Origin of the sequence: uncultured Aquimarina sp. (assembly GCF_947492115.1) — a bacterium.
Lineage (GTDB): Bacteria > Bacteroidota > Bacteroidia > Flavobacteriales > Flavobacteriaceae > Aquimarina.
Window position 1 is genome coordinate 1,118,784 of sequence record NZ_CANLMM010000001.1, and the last position, 23,311, is coordinate 1,142,094.

The following is a 23,311-nucleotide window of genomic DNA, read 5'->3' on the forward strand; positions in this document are numbered from 1 at the left end:
ATTCCTTTTTACTAAATCACAGATATTCTATACTAAATGAAGATTAAGTTCGTTATGTGGAGATATTGTTAACCAGTTTTAATAACGTCTCAAACACACATCATGAAACTAAACTTTACACACTTAAAAACATCAAAAAAATCTTTTTTTCTTATTACCTGCACTTTATTTTTATTTTCATTTTTTAATTACACTATTGCTCAAACTCCCGTAGAAAGATATGGAAGACTACAAGTCAATGGAAGTCATGTTACTGCAGAAAACGGTGATAAAATAAGTCTAGCTGGTATGAGTCTTTTTTGGAGTAATGCCGGAGATGGAGGAGATTTTTATAATAGTCAAACAGTTAATCATCTTGCAGATGACTGGCAAAGTCCAATTATAAGAGCCGCACTTGGAGTAAAAGAAACCTGGGATGGAGGTACCGGATATATTGACAATACCGCTGCTCAAAAAGCCAAAATAAGAACAGTGATCGATGCTGCTATCGCCAAAGGAGTGTATGTAATTATCGATTGGCATACACATGCAGCAGAAGTATATACAGATGAAGCAGTTGCTTTTTTTACTGAAATGGCAGAATTATATGGATCTAATGATCATGTGATTTATGAAATTTATAATGAACCTATTGGTCAATCTTGGAATGATGTAAAAAGTTATGCTCAAGAAGTGATCGCTGGTATTAGATCCAAAGATCCTGATAACCTTATTATTGTTGGTAGTCCAACTTGGTCTCAGGATGTAGATCAAGCTGCCGCGAATCCAATAACGGGAGATCCTAATTTAGCCTATACACTACACTTCTACGCTAATACACATAAACAATTTTTACGAGATCGTGCCTTAGCAGCTATGAATGATGGTATTGCTTTATTTGTAACCGAATGGGGAACTACGGATGCTAGTGGAGATGGTGGTTATAATCCTCAAGAATCTCAAATATGGATCGACTTTATGATTCAAAATAACATTAGTTACGTAAATTGGACGGTATCACATAAAAATGAAGATTCGTGTGTGGTAAGTCCAAATCAAGGATTACAAGGACTTCTTAATGGTAACCTAACTACATCTGGAACGTTTATAAGAAATCATATTCTTTCTAGAGCACAAACACTAAGTACAGATGATTTCGTAATTGGATCAGAGAAACTATCATTGCAACAAAATCCTGTAAAAAACATCCTATCTATTAACTCTTCTACTATCATCGATGACATTACAGTTTTTGATATGAATGGAAGGTCTGTACTCTCGAGAGATATTAATCAAGATAATCCACAAATAGATATTACCACTTTAACAACTGGTAAATATATTTTACAAGTGAATGGCAATAATAGCAGTGCCACTACAAAATTTATAAAGATTTAAAGAGTACCATAAAGCAAAAAAAGACCTTTCAGTTTTACAATTGAAAGGTCTTTTAATTTATCACACTAAAAAAAATCTCTAATTTCCAGCATTAGCACAATCCAAAGGCAAAAGTGCCAATTCATCTGCATATGCCAGTTCACTAGTACATTCTAAATCTCTATACTCCTCTACTGTATCCTTTATAGCTTGACAAGTTGTTTCATTCTGATCTGCTTCATATGCTTCTATAGCAGCTTCTACAGATAGTTGTAAAGCGTCTTCTGCTACGTCACAAGCTGCGTCTTCCACATCATCTCCATCACAAGAAATACAAAATGATCCAACTAATAATAAGGTAAAGATTGTTTTTTTCATCATTGTTTTTTTAAAGTTATGATACAAATATCTTGTTTCGTACTACTAGTAAGTATCTCTAAAACAATTTTTCTTAACTCTATTCAATTTCATCAAAAATGCTATCACAACTAAACATATAAATAGTATTTTTGGATACCCTTGATATCATTACTATTATGCACTCCAAACTAAAATTACTCAGCATATTTATTTCTATATTTTTTTTTCTAGTTTCTTGCAAAAACACGAATAAGAACTCTAATAAAAATAAAATCTTAATTAATTACTTAGACGAATATGTAATTTATAACGATACCATTTTTAAAGAATCCAAAATAGGGGGATTATCAGGTATCGATTATAGCAAAGATGATAAATCTTATTACCTCGTATGTGATGATGCAAAAAAACCTAGATATTACAAGGCTTCTATTCTATTAGATAACAATCAATTTAATTCGGTGGAAATAAATGAAGTTGTAGAACTAAAAGACACAATACATCAATTTTTAAATAATAACATAATCGATTTAGAAGCTATCCGAACTTTTGGAAAAAATAAGCTAATATTCGCTAGTGAAGGTTCTATTAAGAACGACTATAATCCTTCTATTTTTATTACAGACCCATATGGGAATTACTCAGAAAGCTTTTCATTACCTACATACTTTTTAACGGACACAAATTCTAGAAATAAACCTAGACATAATGGTGTTTTTGAGGGACTAGCTGCAGATATTACAAATGATGGATATTGGGCAGCAATGGAACTTCCTTTAGCATTGGATGGTAAAGAACCTACTTTTAATCATTCTGGAGCTCCTGTTAGAATTACTCATTTTAGTACGAAGACAAATCAAGCAGATTTTCAGTTTACTTATCCTTTGGATAAATTAACAAAAGATCCTAAAGGCAATTTTGGGGTAAATGGAATTACTTGTCTCCTACAATTATCCCAAAATGAATTTATTGTAATAGAACGAGCATATTCTGAAGGATATGGAACACAAGGAAATACGGTGAAAATATATCTTGCAAGTATTGAACACACCACGAATACTTTACCTTTCGATACGCTACAAAATAAAGAATATAAGGTAGCGAAAAAAGAACTACTTTTTGATTTTGAAACCGTTAGATCGCAATTAACCGATAATATTTTGGATAATATCGAAGGCATAACACTCGGACCCATTTTAGAAAACGGAAATCAATCATTAATTTTAGTGGCGGATAATAATTTTAGTCCCGTTTCAAAACAAATAAATCAATTAATCTTACTGGAACTTGTTAAACCATAATATTCTAACTTATGAAACTCAATATAACAATCTTTATCTTTTGTTTATTTTCTCTGCACGGATACAGTCAAGAAACCGATAAAGAAGCATCAACGACTACCTATATCTTGGTAAGGCATGCAGAAAAAGATATAAGTAATCCAGAGAACAAAAACCCTGATTTAACGGAAGAAGGTATTTCAAGAGCTAATAGATTGGTGAAAATTTTAAAAGATATCCATATCGATATGGTCTATAGTACGGATTACAAAAGAACACTACAGACAGCTGCTCCAATAGCGAAGGACAGAAATATAGAAATTGCATTATACAATCCGAAGAAATCGTATGACGAAACTTTTAAGCAAAAAACGCAAGGAAAAACAACAGTAATTGTAGGACATAGCAATTCAACTCCAACCTTTGTTAATAAAATCATTGGACAGAAAAAATATAGCAGTATAGATGAAAAAGATTACAACAAACTATTTATCATTTCTTTACAAAAAGATGTGATAACAGATATGATGCTTAATTTCGATTAGAATAAATTATTTTCATCATATACATAAATGTCTTTGAGTTCTATTTTGGACAATAGTTTTAACGCTCCCTTTTCAAAAAGTACATCTAAATCCGATAAGGGAGTTGACATATCATCTGTTTTGTAATTGTTGTAATCCACAAAACGAATATTTTTAATAACTCTATCGTTATATGCCTGTCTGAAACGTATTCCACCTCCATCAACAGCATATTTATAAGCGAGATAGTCTACAGTGAACTTTTCTTTATGAATCCAATATAAAAACTCATCTTCAAAATCTGTTCCTCCTCCTTCTTGATCAAAAGTTACTTTAATTTTATAATAGGGAAGATTATTAATTTTTGATTCACCCACTAACTCCTTATTCACAGCTGGAGCATTTAATCCATAGGGTAAATTAGCAAAATAATGAACCGAATTTACCCCATCGCTAATTTTGGTGATTAATGAATCTGCAACGTTAACAACACAGTTTTCTACAGATCTGGTCAAACCATCGTTCGCAACAATATCATGAACTATTCCTTCTTTACCAAAGATCTTTCGTTCCAGAAGATAATTCCCATGATCTCTTGTACTTATATATTCTTTATCTCTAAAATTGAAACGTATTTTAACGGCATCAAATTTAGCTCCTCCAGCTGCACTTATTGTTTTATCAATAATCTCTTGCGCAGAATATTGATCTACTAGAATATCAAAAGACATTAAAAACAATACCATTGTAAATAGCATGAACTTCTTCATAAAATCTTGATTTATTATTGTGCTAAAATACTTTTTACCAATTTCAAATTTGTAAGAGTTTTGTTAAACTAATATATGATTAGAAAGTTGCAAAACTAATATCTCCTAAGTCTATTCTTGAAAGTAAAACTTTCATAACAATACCTAATTTTAAGTTTATTTTTTTTTTAAATCTTCAAAAAGATAATTAATTTGCAATGCCTAAAATCTATGAACATTATGAAATATTTATTACTTTTTTTGGTTGGATTTGCTATCCAGCCAATACTAGCGCAAGATTCCGCTGCTTATGAAAAAGCTACAAAGGCTTTTCAGGAAAATTTCAATGCCCAAAATATAGATGCTGTTTTTGATTTGTACGCTACCGAAATGCAAGAGGAAATGACCAAAGAAGGAGTTACTCGTTTTATTAAAGGATGTCATTCGCAATTTGGAAATTTAAATACAGTAACTTTTATAGAATCTGCAGAAGGTATTAATAGTTACACAGCTGCTTTTGATAATATTAGTTTGGTTATGGAGTTAAAATTAAATCCTGACGGAAAAATAGCAACGATACAATTTCAAGAACCTTAAAAAAGATTCTAATCATATATTATAATTTACAAAGCTTTCTATATAGAAAGCTTTTGTATTTTTGTACTCTTTGCAAACATTCTGCATTACCATATGAACAAAAATAAAATTAATATACTAAACAGAAAGGCCAAATTCGAATATGAATTTTTGGATAAATATACTGCTGGAATTAAACTAGCAGGAACAGAAATAAAAGCAATTAGAGAAGGTAAAGCTGGTATTGCCGAAAGTTTCTGTGAGTTTCATAACGGAGGAGAACTTTTTGTAATCAACATGCATATAGAAGAATATTCTCATGCTACTTATTTTAATCATAATCCAAAAAGTGAACGTAAATTATTATTAAATAAACAAGAATTAAAAAAGCTCGAAAAAGAAGTTAAAAATTCAGGACTCACCATTATACCCACGCGACTGTTCATTAATGATAGAGGACTAGCTAAACTTGATATTGTACTCGCCAGAGGTAAAAAACTATACGATAAGCGAGAAACAATTAAAGATAGAGACAATAAACGCGCGCTGGATCGAATAAAAAAGAATTACAAGTAGCCTTCTACCACAGAAACTTTATAAAAAGTATTAATTTTTATTTTCTAATAAAGGTACAAAGCGGAATTCCCCAAACTCATGTTTCTCAAATTTGGTATCACTTTTTCGGATAAACAAAGTCATTATTTGCGGATCATTACCTACAGGAATAACTAACCTACCTCCTATTTCTAATTGAGCTAATAATGGTTTTGGAACATAAGGAGCACCAGCAGTAACTATAATCCCTTTGTAAGGTGCAAATTCTTCTAATCCTTTATAACCATCTCCAAAAGACAAATGTTTCGGTCTATAACCTAATTTAGGTAAAAACAGCTTCGTCTTTTTAAACAATTCTTGCTGTCTTTCTATACTATATACTTTACATCCTAGCTCACATAATACAGCTGTCTGATAGCCCGATCCGGTTCCTATCTCCAATACTTTATCTCCTCGTTCTACCTGTAATAGTTCTGATTGAAATGCAACTGTATAAGGTTGTGATATCGTTTGATCTGCTCCGATAGGAAAAGCTTTATCCTGATAAGCATGATCATCAAAACTAGAATCCATAAACAAATGTCTAGGAATAGTATTAATTGCTTCCAAAACGGATGTATCTTTAATGCCTTTACCAACTAATATATCAACTAGTTGCTTTCTCTTTCCAGCGTGTTTTAGCGTATCTTTAGATTTCATTAGGGTAGATTAACAGGCTAAAATTACATAAAGATTTTAAAGAATAAAGAAGAAACTTATCATTAAAATGAATATTTTTTATTTTAGATAGAATTAAGATTTAGAATTTATAAATAATACTATTTTTGTGTAAAATCTTTAATTATGCTCAAAGCCGGAGTACTTGGCGCAGGACACTTAGGTAAAATCCATTTACGTCTCCTAAAACAATCCGAAAATTACGAACTCGCTGGTTTCTACGATTCCAGTGAAAAACAAGCAAAATCAATTTCCGAGGAATTTGGTTACACACTTTTTAACTCTGTCGAAGAATTAATAGAGGCTGTTGATGTAGTAGATATCGTAACACCTACTTTTGCTCATTTCGATGTTGCCAAAAAAGCTATAGAAGCAGGAAAACATGTTTTTATAGAAAAACCAATAACCAATACCGTAGAAGAAGCTGAGAAGCTTATTGCATTAGCAAAAGCTCATAATGTCAAAGGACAAGTTGGACATGTAGAACGTTTTAATCCTGCCTATACCGCTGTTGCTGATAAAATAGTTAATCCTATGTTTATCGAAGCGCATAGACTTGCAGAGTTTAATCCTAGAGGAACAGATGTACCTGTGGTTTTAGATCTTATGATTCATGATATTGACGCAATTCTAAGTGTCGTTCATTCTGAAGTAAAACATATTAGCGCAAGCGGTGTATCTGTAATTAGTGAAACACCTGATATTGCCAATGCTAGAATAGAATTTGAAAACGGTTGTGTAGCCAACCTCACGGCTAGTCGTATTTCTCTTAAGAATATGAGAAAAGCAAGATTCTTTCAGAAAGATGCTTATATCTCCGTAGACTTCTTTGAAAAGAAATGTGAAGTAGTAAAAATGAAAGATGCTCCAGAGAATCCTGGAGATTTTGATATGATTTTGCAAAATGCAGAAGGTGTTAAAAAGCAAATTTACTTTGATAACCCTGAAATCCCTTCTAATAACGCCATATTAGACGAATTAGATACTTTTGCAGAAGCTATACAAAATGACACAACACCTATTGTTTCCCTTACTCAAGGTAAAAAAGCATTAGAAGTAGCATTAAAAATAATTGAGTGTTTCAAGCACTAAACATCAATCCATAAGAAAAAGCATAAACAAACATCTCATTCACTAGTTATTAGTGAATAATTATAACTATAATACATGAAAAACGTAGCAGTAATCGGTGCGGGAACAATGGGAAATGGAATTGCCCATACTTTTGCACAAAAAGGTTTTAAAGTTCAATTAATAGACATCTCTCAACAGTCATTGGATAAAGGATTGGCAACAATCACAAAGAATCTAGATAGAATGATCGCTAAAGAAAAAATTTCTGAAGCGGATAAAGAAGCCACTCTTGGAAACATTTCTACTTACACTAATATAAGAGAAGGAGTAGAATATGCTGGACTTGTAGTAGAAGCTGCTACCGAAAATGTAGAGTTAAAACTAAATATCTTCAGAGAATTAAGTGATGCTTGCCCAGAAGATACAATATTGGCGACCAATACATCTTCAATTTCGATTACTCAGATTGCTGCGGTTACTAACAGACCCGACATGGTAATCGGAATGCATTTTATGAATCCTGTTCCAATAATGAAATTAGTAGAAATCATTAGAGGTTACAATACATCTGATGAAGTGACCAATACTATTATGGAAATGTCAAAAACTTTAGGTAAAGTACCTGTAGAAGTAAATGATTATCCAGGATTTGTAGCTAACAGAATTCTAATGCCAATGATCAATGAGTCTATAGAGACATTATACAACGGTGTTGCTGGAGTATCAGAAATTGATACTGTGATGAAATTAGGTATGGCACACCCGATGGGTCCGTTACAATTAGCAGATTTTATAGGATTAGATGTATGTCTATCCATTCTAAATGTAATGTATGATGGATTTAAAAATCCTAAATATGCACCTTGCCCATTATTAGTTAATATGGTAATGGCTGGTAAATTAGGAGTAAAAAGTGGAGAAGGTTTTTATGATTACTCAGAAAGCCGAAAAGCTGAAAAAGTAGCTAAACAATTCTTATAGGATATAGTATCAATTCATATAAAAATACTTGTCAATGAAAACTATTTTATACACAACTTTCATTTTGGCAAGTTTTTTTTTGTTTAAAGATATTCTCCATACAAGAGAATTTTCGGATGGTAGAAATACGACCAAAGGATCGCAAAACAAATTCCATAAATATGATTCTATTTTCGCAAAGCATCCAGAATTCATAGCCAAAAGCTTTGATTTCCCTGTTGGGAAGCCTAGTGCTAAAGGATATTATAATGCACAAGGGTTTCAAGTAAATTATCATTTAGGTGATGACTGGAATGGTGTTGGCGGTGGTAATTCGGATCTTGGAGATCCCATATATTCAATTGGTAATGGATATGTATCATTTGCGTCAAATATTGGTGGCGGATGGGGAAATGTAATTCGCGTTATCCATAAATATAAAGATGCATATTATGAATCGGTATATGCGCATTGCGAGTCCATTAAAGTTAGTAAAGGAGATTTTGTAAAAAAGGGGGAACTAATTGGAACCATTGGTAATGCAGATGGAACTTATTTAGCACATTTGCACTTAGAGATTAGAGATGATATCTTTATGGACATCGGTCCAGGATATTCTGACAATACCGAGGGATATTTAGATCCTACCAAATTTATTAACGAACATTAAAACAACCACCCATGAAAAGATCTTATTTTCTTGTAATGTCTGCATTAGTATTTATTGTTTTTTCTTGTAAACAAAAGCAACAAAACGAACAAACAGATGACTTCAATACTGAAACTGAAGGTTATCAAATTGTTGGAAACCTGAAAAACATACCTGATAGCACTTGGATTTATATTAATAAAGACAATAAAATCGTAGATTCCACGCAGATTATAGGAGAAAAATTCGAATTTACGGGATCTGTAGATGAACCTTCCTCGTTTTTCATGATGGTGGGTAAAACAAGAAAGCCTGAATTATTTGTAGCTTGGGTTGAAAATCAAAGAATGACTATTGAAGGAGAAAAAGGAAACATACGAAATGTAAAAATTTCTGGTAGTAACACTCATAAAGAATATGATATTTTAAAACAGAGAACGGATAGTCTGGAAGCTACTTTTGAAAATGTAATAAGTCAATTTCAAAATCCAGATTTTGAAAAAATGAAACCGGAAGACAGAAATATCTTAATAAAAAAACAGAATGACATTTTAAAATCAATAGATCAAGCAGGTCAAAACTTCGTTAAAGAATATCCAGACTCCTATGTAAGTATTTCTAAACTTAATGATAATGGACCAAATTGGGGAAAAGAAGTTATAAAAACCCTCTATAAACCTCTAACAAAACGAATTAAAGAATCAAAATATGGGCAATCCGTCAAACATTTTATTTCACTTCCTGAAGTACCAAAAATTGGAGAAAAATTTATTGACTTTGAGTTAGTAGATATAAATGAAAAATCGATAAAAATTTCAGATGTAAAATCAAAATATGCTTTGATAGAATTCTGGGCTTCATGGTGCTATCCATGTAGAAAAGAAAACCCTAATCTTATAAAAACATATAATACTTATAAAGACAAAGGTTTCGAAATCATTGGAGTATCCATCGATAATGATAAGAAAAATTGGATTGATGCGATTAAAAAAGATTCTCTTCCTTGGAAACAAGGAGTTGACCTAAAAGGCTTCAAAAGTGATATTGCTTTAACATATGGAATCAACGGAATACCTGATAACTTCCTTATTGACGAACAAGGAATAATCGTCGCAAAAACATTAAGAGGAAATGCCCTAGAAAACAAATTAAAAGAGTTATTCACTGAATAAACTAAAATCTATCATAACACATCTATAAATGGCAAAAATTCATCCTTTCAGAGCCGTAAGACCGACTAGAGATAAGGTAAGTCTGATTGCCTCTCGCTCCTATCAAAGTTATACTCCAGAAGAAAGAGATTCGAGAATGGACTACAACCCCTACTCTTTTCTTCATATTGTAAATCCAGGTTACAAATATCATAAAGAGATTTCTGGAGAAGAACGTTATAAATTAGTACGTAATCGGTATTTAGAATTCAAAGAAGATGAGATTTTTATTCAAGATAATACGCCATGTTATTATGTGTATAAGATTGTAAATCGAGAACAAGAGTCTTTTTCAGGAATTATTGCAGCTGCAAGTGCTACAGACTATGAAAATGATATCATTAAGAAGCATGAAGATACCTTAGCCGATAGAGAAAGTACTTTTAAACAATACCTAAAAACAGTAGGATTTAATGCAGAACCTGTATTACTAACATATCCAGATAATGATGATATCACAAGTATCATTGAAAAAGTGATTAAAGAAAGAGCTGAATATGAATTTACTACTACATACAGAGATACTCATTATCTATGGAAAGTAGCTGATCCAACCAACATCGAGCAACTAAAATTTGCATTCGAGGGTATGAAAACCATCTATATCGCAGACGGACATCATAGATCGGCCTCATCTTACCTACTGGCAAAAGATCTTTCTAAAGAAAACCAAGAACATAAAGGTATAGAACCCTATAACTTTTTCATGAGTTACTTAATTCCGGAATCTGACTTAAAAATTTATGAGTTTAATAGATTAGTCAAAGATCTAAACGGACTGTCTAAAGAAGAGTTTTTGATACGGTTAGATGAATGGTTTAGAATAGAAAATAGAGGAATAGAAGTATACAAACCTTCTAAACCTCATCACTTTAGTATGTACCTAGATGGTGAGTTCTATTCTCTATATCTTAGAAAAACCATTTACGAATTTACAGATGCTCTGGCAGAATTGGATGCACAAGTATTATTTAAGACTGTATTAGAACCAATATTGGGTATTAAAGACCTTAGAACCGATACCAGAATAGAATATTCTCATGGTAAAAACGATATTGTATACGTAAAAAGTAAAGTAGATCTAGGAGAGTTTGAAGTTGGTTTTGGTTTATTTCCTGCCACAGTAGATCAAATGAAAAAAATTGCGGATCAAGGTTTAAAGATGCCTCCAAAAAGCACTTACATTGAACCCAAATTACGAAGTGGAATTACCATTTATGAATTCTAATTTGTAATTATTATTTACTATTTACTAAAACTAAATACAACCTCTCATTTCTCTAAATTTAGGTATATTTACGGCTTATGAATTCTATTGCGGAAAACTTAAAGCACATTGAAAATACACTTCCTAGTGGAGTAACTCTTGTGGCAGTATCTAAGACAAAACCTATTCCTAATCTTATGGAGGCCTATAATGCTGGGCAACGTATTTTTGGAGAAAACAAAATTCAGGAAATGACCCAAAAATGGGAAGAAATGCCAAAAGATATTTTGTGGCATATGATTGGTCATGTTCAGACGAATAAGGTGAAATATATGGCTCCTTATGTGGATACTATCCATGCAGTAGATAGCTTAAAACTTTTAAAAGAAATCAATAAACAAGCACTTAAACATAATCGAAAAATCAATTGCTTACTACAAATTAAGATCGCTGAAGAAGAGAGTAAATTTGGATTAAGTGAAAACGATGCGATAGACCTCTTAAAATCTGAAGAAGTACAAAAACTAAGAAACGTAAAAATTAAAGGTCTTATGGGAATGGCAACTTTTACTGATGATTCTAATCAAATTAAAAACGAGTTCGATAAAATTCAGGTACTTTTTAAACAACTAAAAACTACATTTACAGAATTTGATACTTTATCAATTGGTATGAGTGGTGATTATAAAATTGCCATGGATTGCGGCAGCACTATGGTAAGGATTGGAAGCTCTATTTTTGGAGCAAGAAACTATTCAATTTAAAAACACTATTTTAGGTCATTATTAGATAAATTTAGACTACCCCACCCAGTAACGTATGATGTACGCGATTTTAGATATAGAAACTACAGGAGGAAAATATAATGAAGAAGGAATTACAGAAATTGCGATTTATAAATTCGACGGGCATAAAGTTGTAGATCAGTTTATAAGCCTTATTAATCCAGAAAAACCTATTCAACCATTTGTTGTAAATCTTACTGGTATCAACAATAAAATGCTACGTAATGCACCAAAGTTTTATGAAGTTGCCAAAAGAATTGTAGAGATTACTACTGATTGTATTATCGTAGCACATAATGCCTCTTTTGATTATAGAGTATTAAGAACTGAATTTGATAGACTTGGTTATGAATACGAACGTCAATCTTTATGCACTGTAGAGCTTTCTCAAAAACTTATTCCCGATCAAAAATCATATAGTTTGGGTAAATTAGTTAGAAGTTTGGGCATAGCCATTTCTGACCGACACAGAGCCACAGGAGATGCACAAGCAACCGTAAAACTCTTTAAATTATTACTTTCTAAAGATGTTGAAAAAACAATACTAAAAGAAACGGTAAAACTAGATACTAAGAAAAAGGTAAATGATAAATTACTTCGACTTATAGAAAACTTACCTTCTGCAACTGGCGTATATTATATACATCGCAAAGATGGAGGAATCATATATATTGGTAAAAGTAAGAATATAAAGAAGCGTGTTACACAACATTTTACCAATGAAAATAGGAAATCAAGAAAGATTCAGGAAGAAGTTATCAATGTAACTTATGAAATTACAGGTAGTGAATTAGTTGCCCTATTAAAAGAAAATGAGGAAATAAAACGTAACAAACCCAAATACAATAGAACGTTTAAACGAACTAAATTCAATCAGGCGCTTTATGAATTTACGGACGAAAATGGATATTTAAATCTTCAGGTAAAAAAGGTAGATCGTCGTAAAAAGAGTATTACCACTTTTACCAATAGACAGCAGGCCAAATCATTTATGTATCGCTGGGCAGAAGAATATAATTTATGCTTACGGTACCTGGATCTTGACAATAATAATGAAAAGTGTTTTAAAAATGCAACCCAAAAATGTAATGGAGCTTGCATCCAAGAAGAATCAATAGACACCTACAACGACAGAGTGCGAGAACTAATATTCAAACATACTTTTAGAAATAAAAACATGATGATTATTGATAGAGGTCGTGATATTGATGAACAGAGTGTTATTTTGATTGAAGAAGGTAAATTTATGGGTATTGGTTATTTTAATCTTAATCATCAAATTAATAATATCAATATTCTAAAATCTATAATCACTCCCATGGAGCATGATAGAGATGCTCAGCATATTATCCAGAGTTACACAAGACAACATAAAAGACTGAAAGTTGTCCCTTTGGATAAAAATAAAAGTAACTCCTAAGGGTAACATTTCTTTAAAACAAGCTACTATATATAAAAGTACCATTATGTTTCGATCATTTTTGATTACTGCTATTCTATTATCTTCATTTTTCTGTACCTCTCAAGAAAATTACAACTCCAAAAATTTAATTGTTAGTAAAGCTGATCTTAAAGGAACTATTTATAAAAAAGACACAACGGCTAATGCATTCTATATATATGAAAAAGGATATAGTAGAATCGAAAATAGCGGAAACTATGGCTTATTAACCGATTATAGTGGAAAAATAAAGATTTTAAATCAAGAAGGGTTTGATAGTAGTATTTTCGAAATATTACTTTATAATAATAAAAGTAAAAAAGAAATCTTTAGAGATCTTGTAGCATACACTTATAATTTAGAAGATGATAAAATAGTAAAAACGAAACTAGAAGAAGACAAAATATATACAGAAAAATACAATGAACACTACACGCTTGTAAAATTTACCTTCCCAAATATAAAACCAGGCTCTGTTCTCACCTATTCCTATCAAACAGAATCGCCATTCACTTTTAATTTTAATGGATGGGATTTTCAGGACGATATTCCCAAGTTGCATAGCGAATACGTAGCAGACTTGCCAGGCAACTATGTATATAATATAAGATTAGTGGGTACACAACCATTAGATACAGAGGATAACTCTATAAAAAAGGGCTGTTTTGATATTGGATATGGAAGAGTTGCTGATTGTGCGCATAGTAGATATGTGATGAAAAATATTCCGGCTTTCAAAAAGGAAAAATTTATGACTGCCAAAAAAAATTATTTTTCCAGAATAGAGTACGAATTAAAGGAATTTAAGGGTTTTGATGGTATCAATAAAAAATATACAGAAACTTGGGAAAATGTCGACAAAGAATTAAGAACCGAAAAAACAATTGGACAACAACTAAAAAAGATTAAAGCTACCAAAAATATTCTTCCTGTTTCACTTGCTAATATGCCTCTAAATTTAGAAAAAGCAAAAGCCATTTTTAGATATATTACGAATAATTATAGCTGGAACGAGGAGTACAAAATTTTTAATGACGTAGACATTAAACAAATTCTTAAATCCAAAACTGGCAACGTTACTGAAGTAAACACTTTACTACATAATGTCTATAAACAACAAGGGTTTACTGTGTTACCCGTATTATTATCTACGAGAGAAAATGGTTATGCTACTAAAATCCATCCTATTCTTTCTGATTTCAACTATCTGATTGTACAATTAGAAATTGATCAAAAGAAATATTTACTAGATGCTACTGAGAAAACCTTACCCTTTGGCGAAATTCCATTTAGATGTTTAAACCAATATGGTAGACTCTTAGATTTTAAAAATGGAAGTTCTTGGATAGATATTAAACCTAAAAAACGTTCTTCCTATTATTATAGAGAAAAACTCATATTAACGGAAGATATGAGTATCCAGGGAAATGGAAAATATACCTATATAGGCTATCACGCATATAATAATAGAAAATTTTTAGATCGAGTTGGCAAAGAAAAATACGTTCAAAAAATGATGGATATCGATGAAAATTTATCTATCGTAAAAGCCGAACTCCAAAATGCTAATGAGTTAGATAAACCTTTTATAGAAGAAGTAGCATTTACCAAAATACCTGAAAAGATAGATGACATCATTTATATAAAACCATTTACTAGAATATTTTTTCAGGAAAATCCATTTAAATTAAACGAGAGAACCTATCCTGTAGACTTCGGTTATAAAGATACTCTTACTTATATCACCTATATAGAAGTTCCTGATAATTATCAATTTATAGATATTCCTAAAAGTAAGAACTATGCGTTGCCAGGAAAATCTGGAAAACTTGGGTTAGATTTCAAATTACAAGATAACACATTGATCATCAGTCATACTGTTATCCTATTATCATCGTATTATCCAGTGGATTATTATAGCGCATTAAAAGAATTCTTCAATCTAATTGTAGATATGGAAACCAACACCTTAATAGCCATCAAAAAAACAAGTTAATTTTTTAGTATTTTCGCTAAAACATTCAATTTTGAAGGATACTTCCAAAAATAAAAACTGGAAACATCAATTACATGAGGTAATTTATGAAGCAGACACAAGAGCCGGTAAAACTTTTGATCTGATCATTCTTATTATCATCCTTGCCAGTATTGTACTGGTCATGTTAGAAAGTGTATCGTATATAAATGATAAATATGCTTCATTATTCAATATCTTAGAATGGATTATTACAATTGTATTTACCATCGAATATTTTTTAAGAATTATTGCAATAAATAAGCCTAGAAAATACATTTTTAGCTTTTATGGGGTCATTGATTTACTATCTACAATTCCAAAATATCTTTCCATTCTATTCGTCGGTACTCATGCGTTGGTAGCGCTAAGAGCGCTTCGCTTACTAAGAGTTTTTAGGATTTTGAAATTAGCTCGTTTTATAGGAGAATCTAATAATCTTGTAAAAGCATTAAAAGCTAGCAGAGCTAAAATATCGGTTTTCTTATTTGCGGTATTAATTGTTGCCATAATTTTAGGAACTGTTATGTATTTGGTAGAAGGTCCAGAGCATGGCTTTAACAGCATACCAAGAAGTGTTTATTGGTGTATCGTAACACTTACTACAGTAGGATATGGAGATATCTCACCAGAAACACCATTAGGTCAATTCATCGCATCTATTGTTATGGTTCTAGGTTATGGTATTATAGCAGTACCTACGGGTATTGTTAGTGCAGAATATACGCAACAAATAAAAAAGAATCCAATCAATCTAAACACCCAGCATTGCTCAAATTGTCTAGAGAGCAATCATTTAGACAATGCCAAATTCTGTCATAAATGTGGACACACCTTATTCAATGATTAATAATACTCTTATCGTAGTAGTTGGTCCTACCGCCATTGGAAAAACTAGTTTAAGTATCGAACTAGCGAAACATTTTAATTGTGAAATTGCATCTGCAGATAGCAGACAATTTTATAAAGAAATGCGAATTGGTACCGCTGTACCCAGTGCTGAAGAATTACTACAAGCCAAACATCATTTTATACAACACAAAAGTATTCATGAAAATTACTCGGTTGGAGATTTTGAAAAAGACGCAATTAACAAGTTAGAATCTCTATTTGCCACTAACAATTATGCTATTTTAGTGGGAGGATCTGGATTGTATGTAGATGCAGTTACCAAAGGATTAGACAACTTTCCTGAAGTTCCAACTGATGTTAGAGAGCAACTACAAAGAGCCTACAAAGAAGAAGGCATTGTCTATTTACAAAATCAGTTGAAAAAACTAGATCCTGTTTATTACGAAAAAGTTGACATTCATAATACACATAGAGTAATGAGAGCTCTAGAAATATGCATTAGTACTAATAAACCATATTCTTCTTTTATTACTCAGCCAAAAAAGAAACGGCCTTTTAAAATTATTAAAATCGGAATCACTGCAGAACGACCAACTATATATGATAGAATTAATCAAAGAGTTGATATTATGCTAGAAGAAGGATTGCTAACTGAGGTAAAGAGCTTATATCCTTTTAAAGAACTCAATGCGCTTAATACTGTAGGCTACAAGGAGATTTTTAATTACATGGACGGTATTTGGGATCTAGACTTTGCTATTTCTGAAATCAAAAAAAACACAAGACGTTTTGCCAAAAGACAACTCACCTGGTTTAGAAAAGATGAAGAAATACATTGGTTTGATTATGTAGCACCCAGAGAGCATATTATAGAAACAATTCAAAATTTTAGTCAAAATAAAAACAACGGAAACTAAAGAAAAATATTGAACCTATTAGTTTTTATTGAAACAAAACTATTAGATACTTATTCATGTATAGATATATAAAAACCGCTTTAGTTATTGTTCTAAAGCGGTTTTAGTATATAGATAATAATTTTATTACCGTTATTGAGATCGGTTTTTATGATTCGTCACTACGAACTACTAACCTAAATCCTTCTCCGTGAATATTTAAAATTTCCACGTTTTCGTCTTTCTTTAGGTATTTTCTAAGTTTAGCAATATATACATCCATACTTCGAGAAGTAAAGTAATTATCATCTCTCCATATTTTAGTTAATGCCAATTCTCTAGGCATTAAGTCATTTAGATGTAACGCTAACAATCGTAATAATTCATTTTCTTTAGGGGATAACTTTATCGGATCTTCTTCTCTAAAAGTTAAAAATCTTAATTTTGAATTTAAGTGGAAACCACCGATTTTAAATTCAAATTGCTTACTATCTGCAACAGACTCAGTTGTTTTACGCTGCATTATAGCTTGTATTTTCATTAAAAGCACTTCACTATCAAAAGGCTTATTAAGATAATCGTCTGCTCCTACCTTGTATCCCTTTAGAACATCCTCTTTCATTGCTTTCGCTGTTAAGAAAATGATAGGAACTTCTTCATTCTTATCTCTTATTTCTTTTGCCAAAGTAAATCCATCTTTATAAGGCATCATTACATCAAGGATACACATATCATAGTCGTCCTTTTTAAATTTTTCGAAGCCTTCCATACCATTTTTAGCATGTACAACATCATAATCGTTCATAACAAGATAATCCTTTAGTACGGTACCAAAGTTTGGATCATCTTCTACAAGCAAAATCTTTTTGTTTTCTGTTTCCATAATTTAAGATATTAACGGTAATTTAGTTATAAATGTGGAGCCTTTTCCCCTTTCGCTCTCCACCCAAATTTGACCATGATGGTCATCTATTATTCGTTTTACGTAAGTTAATCCAAGTCCATGTCCTTTCACGTTGTGTAAATCTCCTGTATGCTCTCTAAAGAACTTTTCGAAGATTTTCTTCTGCGCCACTTTACTCATTCCTACTCCCTGATCACGTATTTTAAGGACAATACTATTTTTTATATTTTCTGTGTAGATATCAATCTTTGGTGCTCCTTCCGAGTACTTGATTGCATTATCTAACATGTTAACCACCACATTCGTCATATGGCTATCATTAGCCAAAATAGAAGATTTTAACGCTCCTAAATGCGTTTTTATATACCCTTCTCTATTTTCGACTATTAAAGAAACATGAGTTATAGCATCTTCTATAATATCATGTAGCTCTAGCCTTTCTTTCTTAATATTTAACTCATTCTTCTCTAATTGAGAGATTCTTAAAACATTCTCTACTTGCGTAAGCATCCTTTTGTTTTCCTCTCTAATCATGCTCATATAACGCTTTCTCTTTTCCGGATCATCCGAAATTTTTGGATTCTTAATAGCATCAAGTGCTAAATTTATTGTAGCAATTGGTGTTTTAAGCTCATGAGTCATATTATTGATGAAATCCGTTTTTATTTGCGATATCTGACGTTGCTGTAACAGCTGTGACAATGCACTTGAATAAGCTACTACAATAACCAACGTAAAAATAATTGACAAAATTGCCATTCCTTTTATTGTCGATAAAATATACCTATTCTTACCTGTAAAATTTACATATAATTGATACAAGCTAGAACCGTCTTCATTATTAACAAAAAGAGGCACGGCAAACGTATTCCCATCACTTTCTGTGGCACTAAAATCTTCAGAACGTACTCGAGTAGCCAATGCATTACTGTATATAGCATACTCAAAATCAACTTTCATATCTCTCTCAGCTAACTCTTTTTTCAGCAATCTTTCTACCTCTTCTTTCTTTACTCTCCTATGTATAGGAATAAAATTAGCCAGCTGATCTATTACAATTTCATAATCTCTTCTTTGCAAATCAGTAAGCGTACTTAGTCTATCCAGTTTTGATTTTGATCTTTGCTTTGTTTGATAAGCTTTTTTCTTATCATCGATGATTTCCGCATTTCGATTTAAAATATCCTTCAACCTTACGGTATCAATATTAAAATCTATAAATGAAGAAAATAACTTAGAATCTTCTTCCAGAACACCATCGCCAAAAGCAAATGACCCTTTATCAAAACCTATGTCTAAGAGCTGCTGTATTGTTTTGCTATCAGGTTGTTTTATACTATCCAGAATCTCTTGTAACGGATAGTACATTTCTTCGAATTCCCTATATTCAATTTTATTGGAAACAGATATTAAAATTTGCTTTGCATTGAAAGAGAACTGTTCTCTATTGTTCTCTACCGTATTCTGAATCCAATATCCCTGAACAAAAATAATCCCGATTAATGATAAACTCATTAAGAGGATCAGCAATGCGAATAACCTTTTATTCATAGGTCAAAAGTAAGACTTTAACATTTAGCTACTTTAGGGTTTAACCAAATGTTAACAAAATGAAAGATTGTGAAAATTACCCAATCAAAGAATGAGTTTATTATGGATTTTATTAACTTGAAGCCAAGTTTTCTCTAAATCTGTATTTTTTATTACAAAATCTGCTAACGGAATCTTCTGAACATCTGTCCATTGATTTTTTAGTCTCTTTAGAACCTTCGATTTCGTCGTGTGATCTCGTTTTATAACTCGATTTATTCTTATTTCTTCTGGAGCTGTAACCAGAATTGTATAATCACATTTCTTATAACCACCATTTTCAAATAGAATAGCTGCTTCTTTAATTACATAGTTTGATTCTTGCCTATTCTTCCAAGATAAAAAGTGATTTGCAACTGCAGGATGTACAATGGCATTCAGTTTTTCTAATAATTTATTATCATTAAAAACAAGATCTGCTATATAATTTCTATTCAATTGATTATCCACATATGAATCTTCCCCTAATAGCGCCACAATCTGATTTTTGACTTCTACCTCCTCATGCATCAATTTTTTCGCTTCATCATCTGCTATATAGATTGGAACTTCAAGTTTTGCAAACATTTTTGCAACTGTAGATTTTCCACTACCAATACCACCTGTTAATCCAACTACCTTCACTTTTTTATGTTTCATCAATGTACATTCAGAAAATACAAATGTGCTATATACTAATTAAGAATTACAAATTGCACTTGTTTATCTTGTAATCTTACGTCATGTATGGATTCTGGCATATCTACTAATTCCAAAATCAAATAAGGACTATCAGCAGACACCTTATTATAATCTGCAAGAACTTTAAAATCTCTTAAACTGATTTCATTATACTTATCGAGTCCTACTCTATACACAACTTTAACTTCTTTTGGAAAAATTTTAATTTCTTTTCCTTCAGGTACATTCATCAGAGTAATCGGGATTTCCTGACTCCCTTCGGTAAACTTACTTACAGCAATACTTGCCTCTACTTCATTTGGAGCAACTACTACTCTAGATGGCAGACTGTCTGTTTTTATTGCCAAAGTGGTTTTATAATCTGTATTTAAACCTTCTAACTTTAGGTCTTCTGTAGTCACATAACTTATGGTATCAATAGTATTTTTGGGGCCATTTATTTTTACCGAATCTGGCATAAGAACCACTCCTTTATCACTTCCGTAACCTGCTGCATACTGTAATTCTTTAGATACCTTTACTGGAATCATTTTTTCTAAATTTACATCTAGCTTAATTCGCAATGTATCCTTTTCTGAAGAAAGAATCCTTCCTTTAAAATTTAATTTTTCTTTTAATGATTGATTGGCTTTGTTTACATAAAAGTAATATTCATTTTCCGAGGTTTCAATCGCTTTTGAAATATCAAGTTGTAGTTTAGGCTTGCTCCAAGTATGATTGATCAGTCTAAATCCATTCCCATTAAGTGTTAATTTTAATGTCTGATCACTTCCTTCATGTAAAATTCTGTCTTTAGGAAAATTGGTATATTGAATATCAACTTCTACTTCTTCAGTATAATTTTTAGAAAACTGTATAAACAACCAAAGAATAGAAGTAAAAACCAAAAAGAAAAGAAATGTTTTTACATTATTTCTTTTTAGAGAAAATCGACTTAATTTATTTTTGGACATATTTTGTTACTTTGAAAAAAACAGCTTTTTAAACTTTTGCTCTGGACTCTTTTTCAATAGATGAATATAATAATAAGATTTTAGGAATCCTTTTCCATACCCATAAAACTGAACAAATACTGCTATTACTGCTTGTGTTCCAATAGAAAAGCTTCTATAACTTAGGGTCGCATTGATCAAAATGATCCCAAAATACACTCCCAATAAAGCTATAAAATACCAATATCCTACTAATAAAGACAACAAAGAAAATATCGTGTAGCCCAAAAATAAGGTCGGAAACCAATAGGTAATTTTAGCTGTTTCGGGATGCCATAAATTAAGAATAGGACGAACTTTCCCAAATTTATTAACTTGAATATAAAATTTATTCCAAGAAATTCTTCTTTTGTGAAATACTTTTGCTTCTGGAATCAAAGCGGTTTCATACCCCAACTTCCACAATCTAATGGTAAGATCAGGATCTTCTCCTGGATGAATATTTCCAAAACCTTTTGAAGACTCAAATGCCTCTTTGGAGATTCCCATATTAAAGCTCCTAGGCTGAAACTTACCTACATTTTTCTTTCTTCCTCGTATTCCACCAGTAGTAAGATATGAAGTCATACTAAAACTGATAGCCTTCTGAAGATCTGAGAAATCTCTATGAGCATCATCAGGTCCTCCAAAACAATGGACAAATTTATGAGAAAGAAATTCATCTACCTTTTTTAGATAGTCAACAGGCAAAATAACATCGCTATCCAATATCAGGAAATAGTTTCCTTTTGCCTTTTGCATCCCAAAATTTCTAGAATCACCAGGTCCTGTATTTGGTTTTTGATAATAACTTATCTGTAATTTATCCGTGTATGATCCTATAACATTTTCCGAAGTTTCTGATGAGCCATCCTCTACAATAACAATTTCATAAGATTTCGAATAATCTAACATTGTCATGCTATCCAATAATTCATCTATTTCATTGGGCCTATTAAATACAGGTATGATGAAAGAAAAAGAAACACTCATTAGACAAAGGTAAATAAATAGGTTTGTTTGATACGTTTAGGTTGTGGTTCAAAACTAAAAAAGCTTAATTCTCGTCGAATTAAGCTTTCATAATCCATCATGGATTAGATGATAGTTTTATTCTTCATCTACAAATTTCTCCATCACCATTTGGCTTACTCCCATATTAGAGAAACCTCCATCGTGATATAGATTTTGTAGTGTAACTTTTTTAGTAAGATCAGAAAATAAGGTAATGGTATAATCTGCACAGTCATCAGCAGATGCATTCCCTAACGGTGACATCTTATCAGCATACTCTATAAATCCATCAAACCCTTTTACTCCTTTACCTGCTGTTGTAGGAGTTGGAGATTGAGAAATGGTATTTACTCTTACTTTTTTATCTCTTCCGAAGAAATATCCAAAACTTCTTGCAATCGATTCTAGATACGCTTTATTATCAGCCATATCATTATAATCAGGAAAAACACGCTGCGCTGCCATATAGGTTAAAGCTACGATACTTCCCCATTCATTCATTGCTTCTTTTTTGTAAAGCGTCTGCATAGTTTTATGAAAAGATAAGGCAGATACATCCCATCCTTTTCCACTCCAATCATAATTTAAATCTGTATAATGACGTCCCTTTCTAACATTTACGGACATTCCTATTGAGTGTAATACAAAATCTAGTTTTCCGCCTAAAATCTCCATTGATTTCTCCACTAAATTTTCCAAATCTTCAATGGAAGTAGCGTCTGCAGGTATAATCTCAGAATTTGTTTTTTCCGCTAATTGCTTAATTGCACCCATTCGCATAGCGACTGGAGCATTAGTAAGCACAAAACTCCCTCCTTCTTCATAAACACGTTCTGCTGTCTTCCAAGCGATTGAATTCTCATCCAACGCACCGAATATAATTCCTTTTTTGCCTTTTAATAAATTGTATGACATTTAATCCTAAATTATAAAATGATTTATGAG

24 protein-coding genes are annotated in these 23,311 nt (G+C 31.7%); 15 read left to right on the forward strand and 9 right to left on the reverse strand.

Annotation, left to right across the window (positions count from 1 at the left end; translation table 11 throughout):
• Positions 1-102: 102 nt before the first annotated feature.
• Positions 103-1,377 carry a cellulase family glycosylhydrolase gene (locus tag Q1A73_RS05005; RefSeq protein ID WP_299602390.1) on the forward strand — a complete coding sequence of 425 codons (1,275 nt, stop codon included), beginning with the start codon at positions 103-105 and terminating at the stop codon, positions 1,375-1,377.
• Positions 1,378-1,455: 78 nt separating this feature from the next.
• Here Q1A73_RS05005 and Q1A73_RS05010 read toward each other — a convergent pair whose 3' ends face one another.
• The gene (locus Q1A73_RS05010) at positions 1,456-1,734 is read right to left on the reverse strand and encodes a hypothetical protein (protein WP_299602392.1); all 279 of its coding nucleotides are present in this window, start codon (positions 1,732-1,734) and stop codon (positions 1,456-1,458) included.
• A gap of 131 nt (positions 1,735-1,865) precedes the next feature.
• On the opposite strand from Q1A73_RS05010, the gene Q1A73_RS05015 reads away from it, so the two are divergent.
• Complete coding sequence (locus tag Q1A73_RS05015; protein WP_299602394.1) at positions 1,866-3,017, forward strand: esterase-like activity of phytase family protein; 1,152 nt, start codon at positions 1,866-1,868, stop codon at positions 3,015-3,017.
• An 11-nt stretch (positions 3,018-3,028) separates the two neighbouring features.
• Complete coding sequence (locus tag Q1A73_RS05020; protein ID WP_299602396.1) at positions 3,029-3,541, forward strand: phosphoglycerate mutase family protein; 513 nt, start codon at positions 3,029-3,031, stop codon at positions 3,539-3,541.
• Here Q1A73_RS05020 and Q1A73_RS05025 read toward each other — a convergent pair.
• Entirely contained in the window at positions 3,538-4,290 is a 753-nt protein-coding gene (locus tag Q1A73_RS05025; protein WP_299602398.1) for a DUF6503 family protein, read from the reverse strand. The genes Q1A73_RS05020 and Q1A73_RS05025 overlap by 4 nt on opposite strands.
• Before the next feature lie 219 nt (positions 4,291-4,509).
• Here Q1A73_RS05025 and Q1A73_RS05030 point away from each other — a divergent pair, with 219 nt between their 5' ends.
• The gene (locus tag Q1A73_RS05030) at positions 4,510-4,866 is read left to right on the forward strand and encodes a DUF3887 domain-containing protein (protein ID WP_299602400.1); all 357 of its coding nucleotides are present in this window, start codon (positions 4,510-4,512) and stop codon (positions 4,864-4,866) included.
• Positions 4,867-4,959: 93 nt separating this feature from the next.
• On the forward strand, positions 4,960-5,421 hold the full coding sequence (gene smpB, locus Q1A73_RS05035) for an SsrA-binding protein SmpB (protein WP_299602401.1): 462 nt from the start codon (positions 4,960-4,962) through the stop codon (positions 5,419-5,421).
• A 30-nt stretch (positions 5,422-5,451) separates the two neighbouring features.
• Here smpB and Q1A73_RS05040 read toward each other — a convergent pair whose 3' ends face one another.
• On the reverse strand, positions 5,452-6,099 hold the full coding sequence (locus Q1A73_RS05040; RefSeq protein WP_299602403.1) for a protein-L-isoaspartate(D-aspartate) O-methyltransferase: 648 nt from the start codon (positions 6,097-6,099) through the stop codon (positions 5,452-5,454).
• Positions 6,100-6,243: 144 nt separating this feature from the next.
• Here Q1A73_RS05040 and Q1A73_RS05045 point away from each other — a divergent pair, with 144 nt between their 5' ends.
• The 10 genes from Q1A73_RS05045 to miaA all read left to right on the forward strand — a co-directional run bounded on the left by Q1A73_RS05045 (position 6,244) and on the right by miaA (position 17,227).
• Positions 6,244-7,209: a Gfo/Idh/MocA family oxidoreductase gene (locus Q1A73_RS05045; protein WP_299602406.1), complete on the forward strand. Its 966-nt coding sequence runs from the start codon at positions 6,244-6,246 to the stop codon at positions 7,207-7,209.
• Between the two features lie 75 nt (positions 7,210-7,284).
• Positions 7,285-8,172: a 3-hydroxybutyryl-CoA dehydrogenase gene (locus Q1A73_RS05050; protein ID WP_299602408.1), complete on the forward strand. Its 888-nt coding sequence runs from the start codon at positions 7,285-7,287 to the stop codon at positions 8,170-8,172.
• Between the two features lie 34 nt (positions 8,173-8,206).
• Positions 8,207-8,821, forward strand: coding sequence for a M23 family metallopeptidase (locus tag Q1A73_RS05055; protein ID WP_299602410.1), 615 nt, complete (start codon positions 8,207-8,209; stop codon positions 8,819-8,821).
• A gap of 11 nt (positions 8,822-8,832) precedes the next feature.
• Positions 8,833-9,972 (forward strand): TlpA disulfide reductase family protein, encoded by a 1,140-nt coding sequence (locus Q1A73_RS05060; RefSeq protein WP_299602412.1) that lies wholly within the window; start codon positions 8,833-8,835, stop codon positions 9,970-9,972.
• Between the two features lie 28 nt (positions 9,973-10,000).
• The gene (locus Q1A73_RS05065; RefSeq protein WP_299602414.1) at positions 10,001-11,239 is read left to right on the forward strand and encodes a DUF1015 domain-containing protein; all 1,239 of its coding nucleotides are present in this window, start codon (positions 10,001-10,003) and stop codon (positions 11,237-11,239) included.
• A gap of 77 nt (positions 11,240-11,316) precedes the next feature.
• Complete coding sequence (locus tag Q1A73_RS05070) at positions 11,317-11,982, forward strand: YggS family pyridoxal phosphate-dependent enzyme (RefSeq protein ID WP_299602416.1); 666 nt, start codon at positions 11,317-11,319, stop codon at positions 11,980-11,982.
• 58 nt (positions 11,983-12,040) lie between these two features.
• Positions 12,041-13,423 carry an exonuclease domain-containing protein gene (locus Q1A73_RS05075; protein ID WP_299602604.1) on the forward strand — a complete coding sequence of 461 codons (1,383 nt, stop codon included), beginning with the start codon at positions 12,041-12,043 and terminating at the stop codon, positions 13,421-13,423.
• Positions 13,424-13,469: 46 nt separating this feature from the next.
• Positions 13,470-15,440 (forward strand): hypothetical protein, encoded by a 1,971-nt coding sequence (locus Q1A73_RS05080; protein WP_299602419.1) that lies wholly within the window; start codon positions 13,470-13,472, stop codon positions 15,438-15,440.
• Between the two features lie 31 nt (positions 15,441-15,471).
• A complete protein-coding gene (locus Q1A73_RS05085) occupies positions 15,472-16,308 on the forward strand; it encodes an ion transporter (RefSeq protein ID WP_299602421.1) in 837 nt (278 codons plus the stop codon).
• Positions 16,301-17,227: a tRNA (adenosine(37)-N6)-dimethylallyltransferase MiaA gene (gene miaA, locus Q1A73_RS05090; protein WP_299602424.1), complete on the forward strand. Its 927-nt coding sequence runs from the start codon at positions 16,301-16,303 to the stop codon at positions 17,225-17,227. The genes Q1A73_RS05085 and miaA overlap by 8 nt, the downstream gene beginning before the upstream one ends.
• Positions 17,228-17,375: 148 nt before the next feature.
• Here miaA and Q1A73_RS05095 read toward each other — a convergent pair whose 3' ends face one another.
• The 6 genes from Q1A73_RS05095 to Q1A73_RS05120 all read right to left on the reverse strand — a co-directional run bounded on the left by Q1A73_RS05095 (position 17,376) and on the right by Q1A73_RS05120 (position 23,281).
• On the reverse strand, positions 17,376-18,089 hold the full coding sequence (locus Q1A73_RS05095) for a response regulator transcription factor (RefSeq protein ID WP_299602427.1): 714 nt from the start codon (positions 18,087-18,089) through the stop codon (positions 17,376-17,378).
• A gap of 3 nt (positions 18,090-18,092) precedes the next feature.
• Positions 18,093-19,661, reverse strand: coding sequence for a HAMP domain-containing sensor histidine kinase (locus Q1A73_RS05100; RefSeq protein ID WP_299602430.1), 1,569 nt, complete (start codon positions 19,659-19,661; stop codon positions 18,093-18,095).
• A gap of 84 nt (positions 19,662-19,745) precedes the next feature.
• Positions 19,746-20,339, reverse strand: a complete 594-nt coding sequence (gene coaE, locus Q1A73_RS05105) for a dephospho-CoA kinase (protein ID WP_366141421.1) — start codon at positions 20,337-20,339, stop codon at positions 19,746-19,748.
• 35 nt (positions 20,340-20,374) lie between these two features.
• Positions 20,375-21,334, reverse strand: a complete 960-nt coding sequence (locus Q1A73_RS05110) for a CdaR family protein (RefSeq protein WP_299602432.1) — start codon at positions 21,332-21,334, stop codon at positions 20,375-20,377.
• Positions 21,335-21,340: 6 nt separating this feature from the next.
• Positions 21,341-22,345, reverse strand: coding sequence for a glycosyltransferase (locus tag Q1A73_RS05115; RefSeq protein WP_299602434.1), 1,005 nt, complete (start codon positions 22,343-22,345; stop codon positions 21,341-21,343).
• 117 nt (positions 22,346-22,462) lie between these two features.
• Entirely contained in the window at positions 22,463-23,281 is an 819-nt protein-coding gene (locus Q1A73_RS05120; RefSeq protein WP_299602437.1) for an SDR family oxidoreductase, read from the reverse strand.
• Between the last annotated feature and the right edge of the window lie 30 nt (positions 23,282-23,311).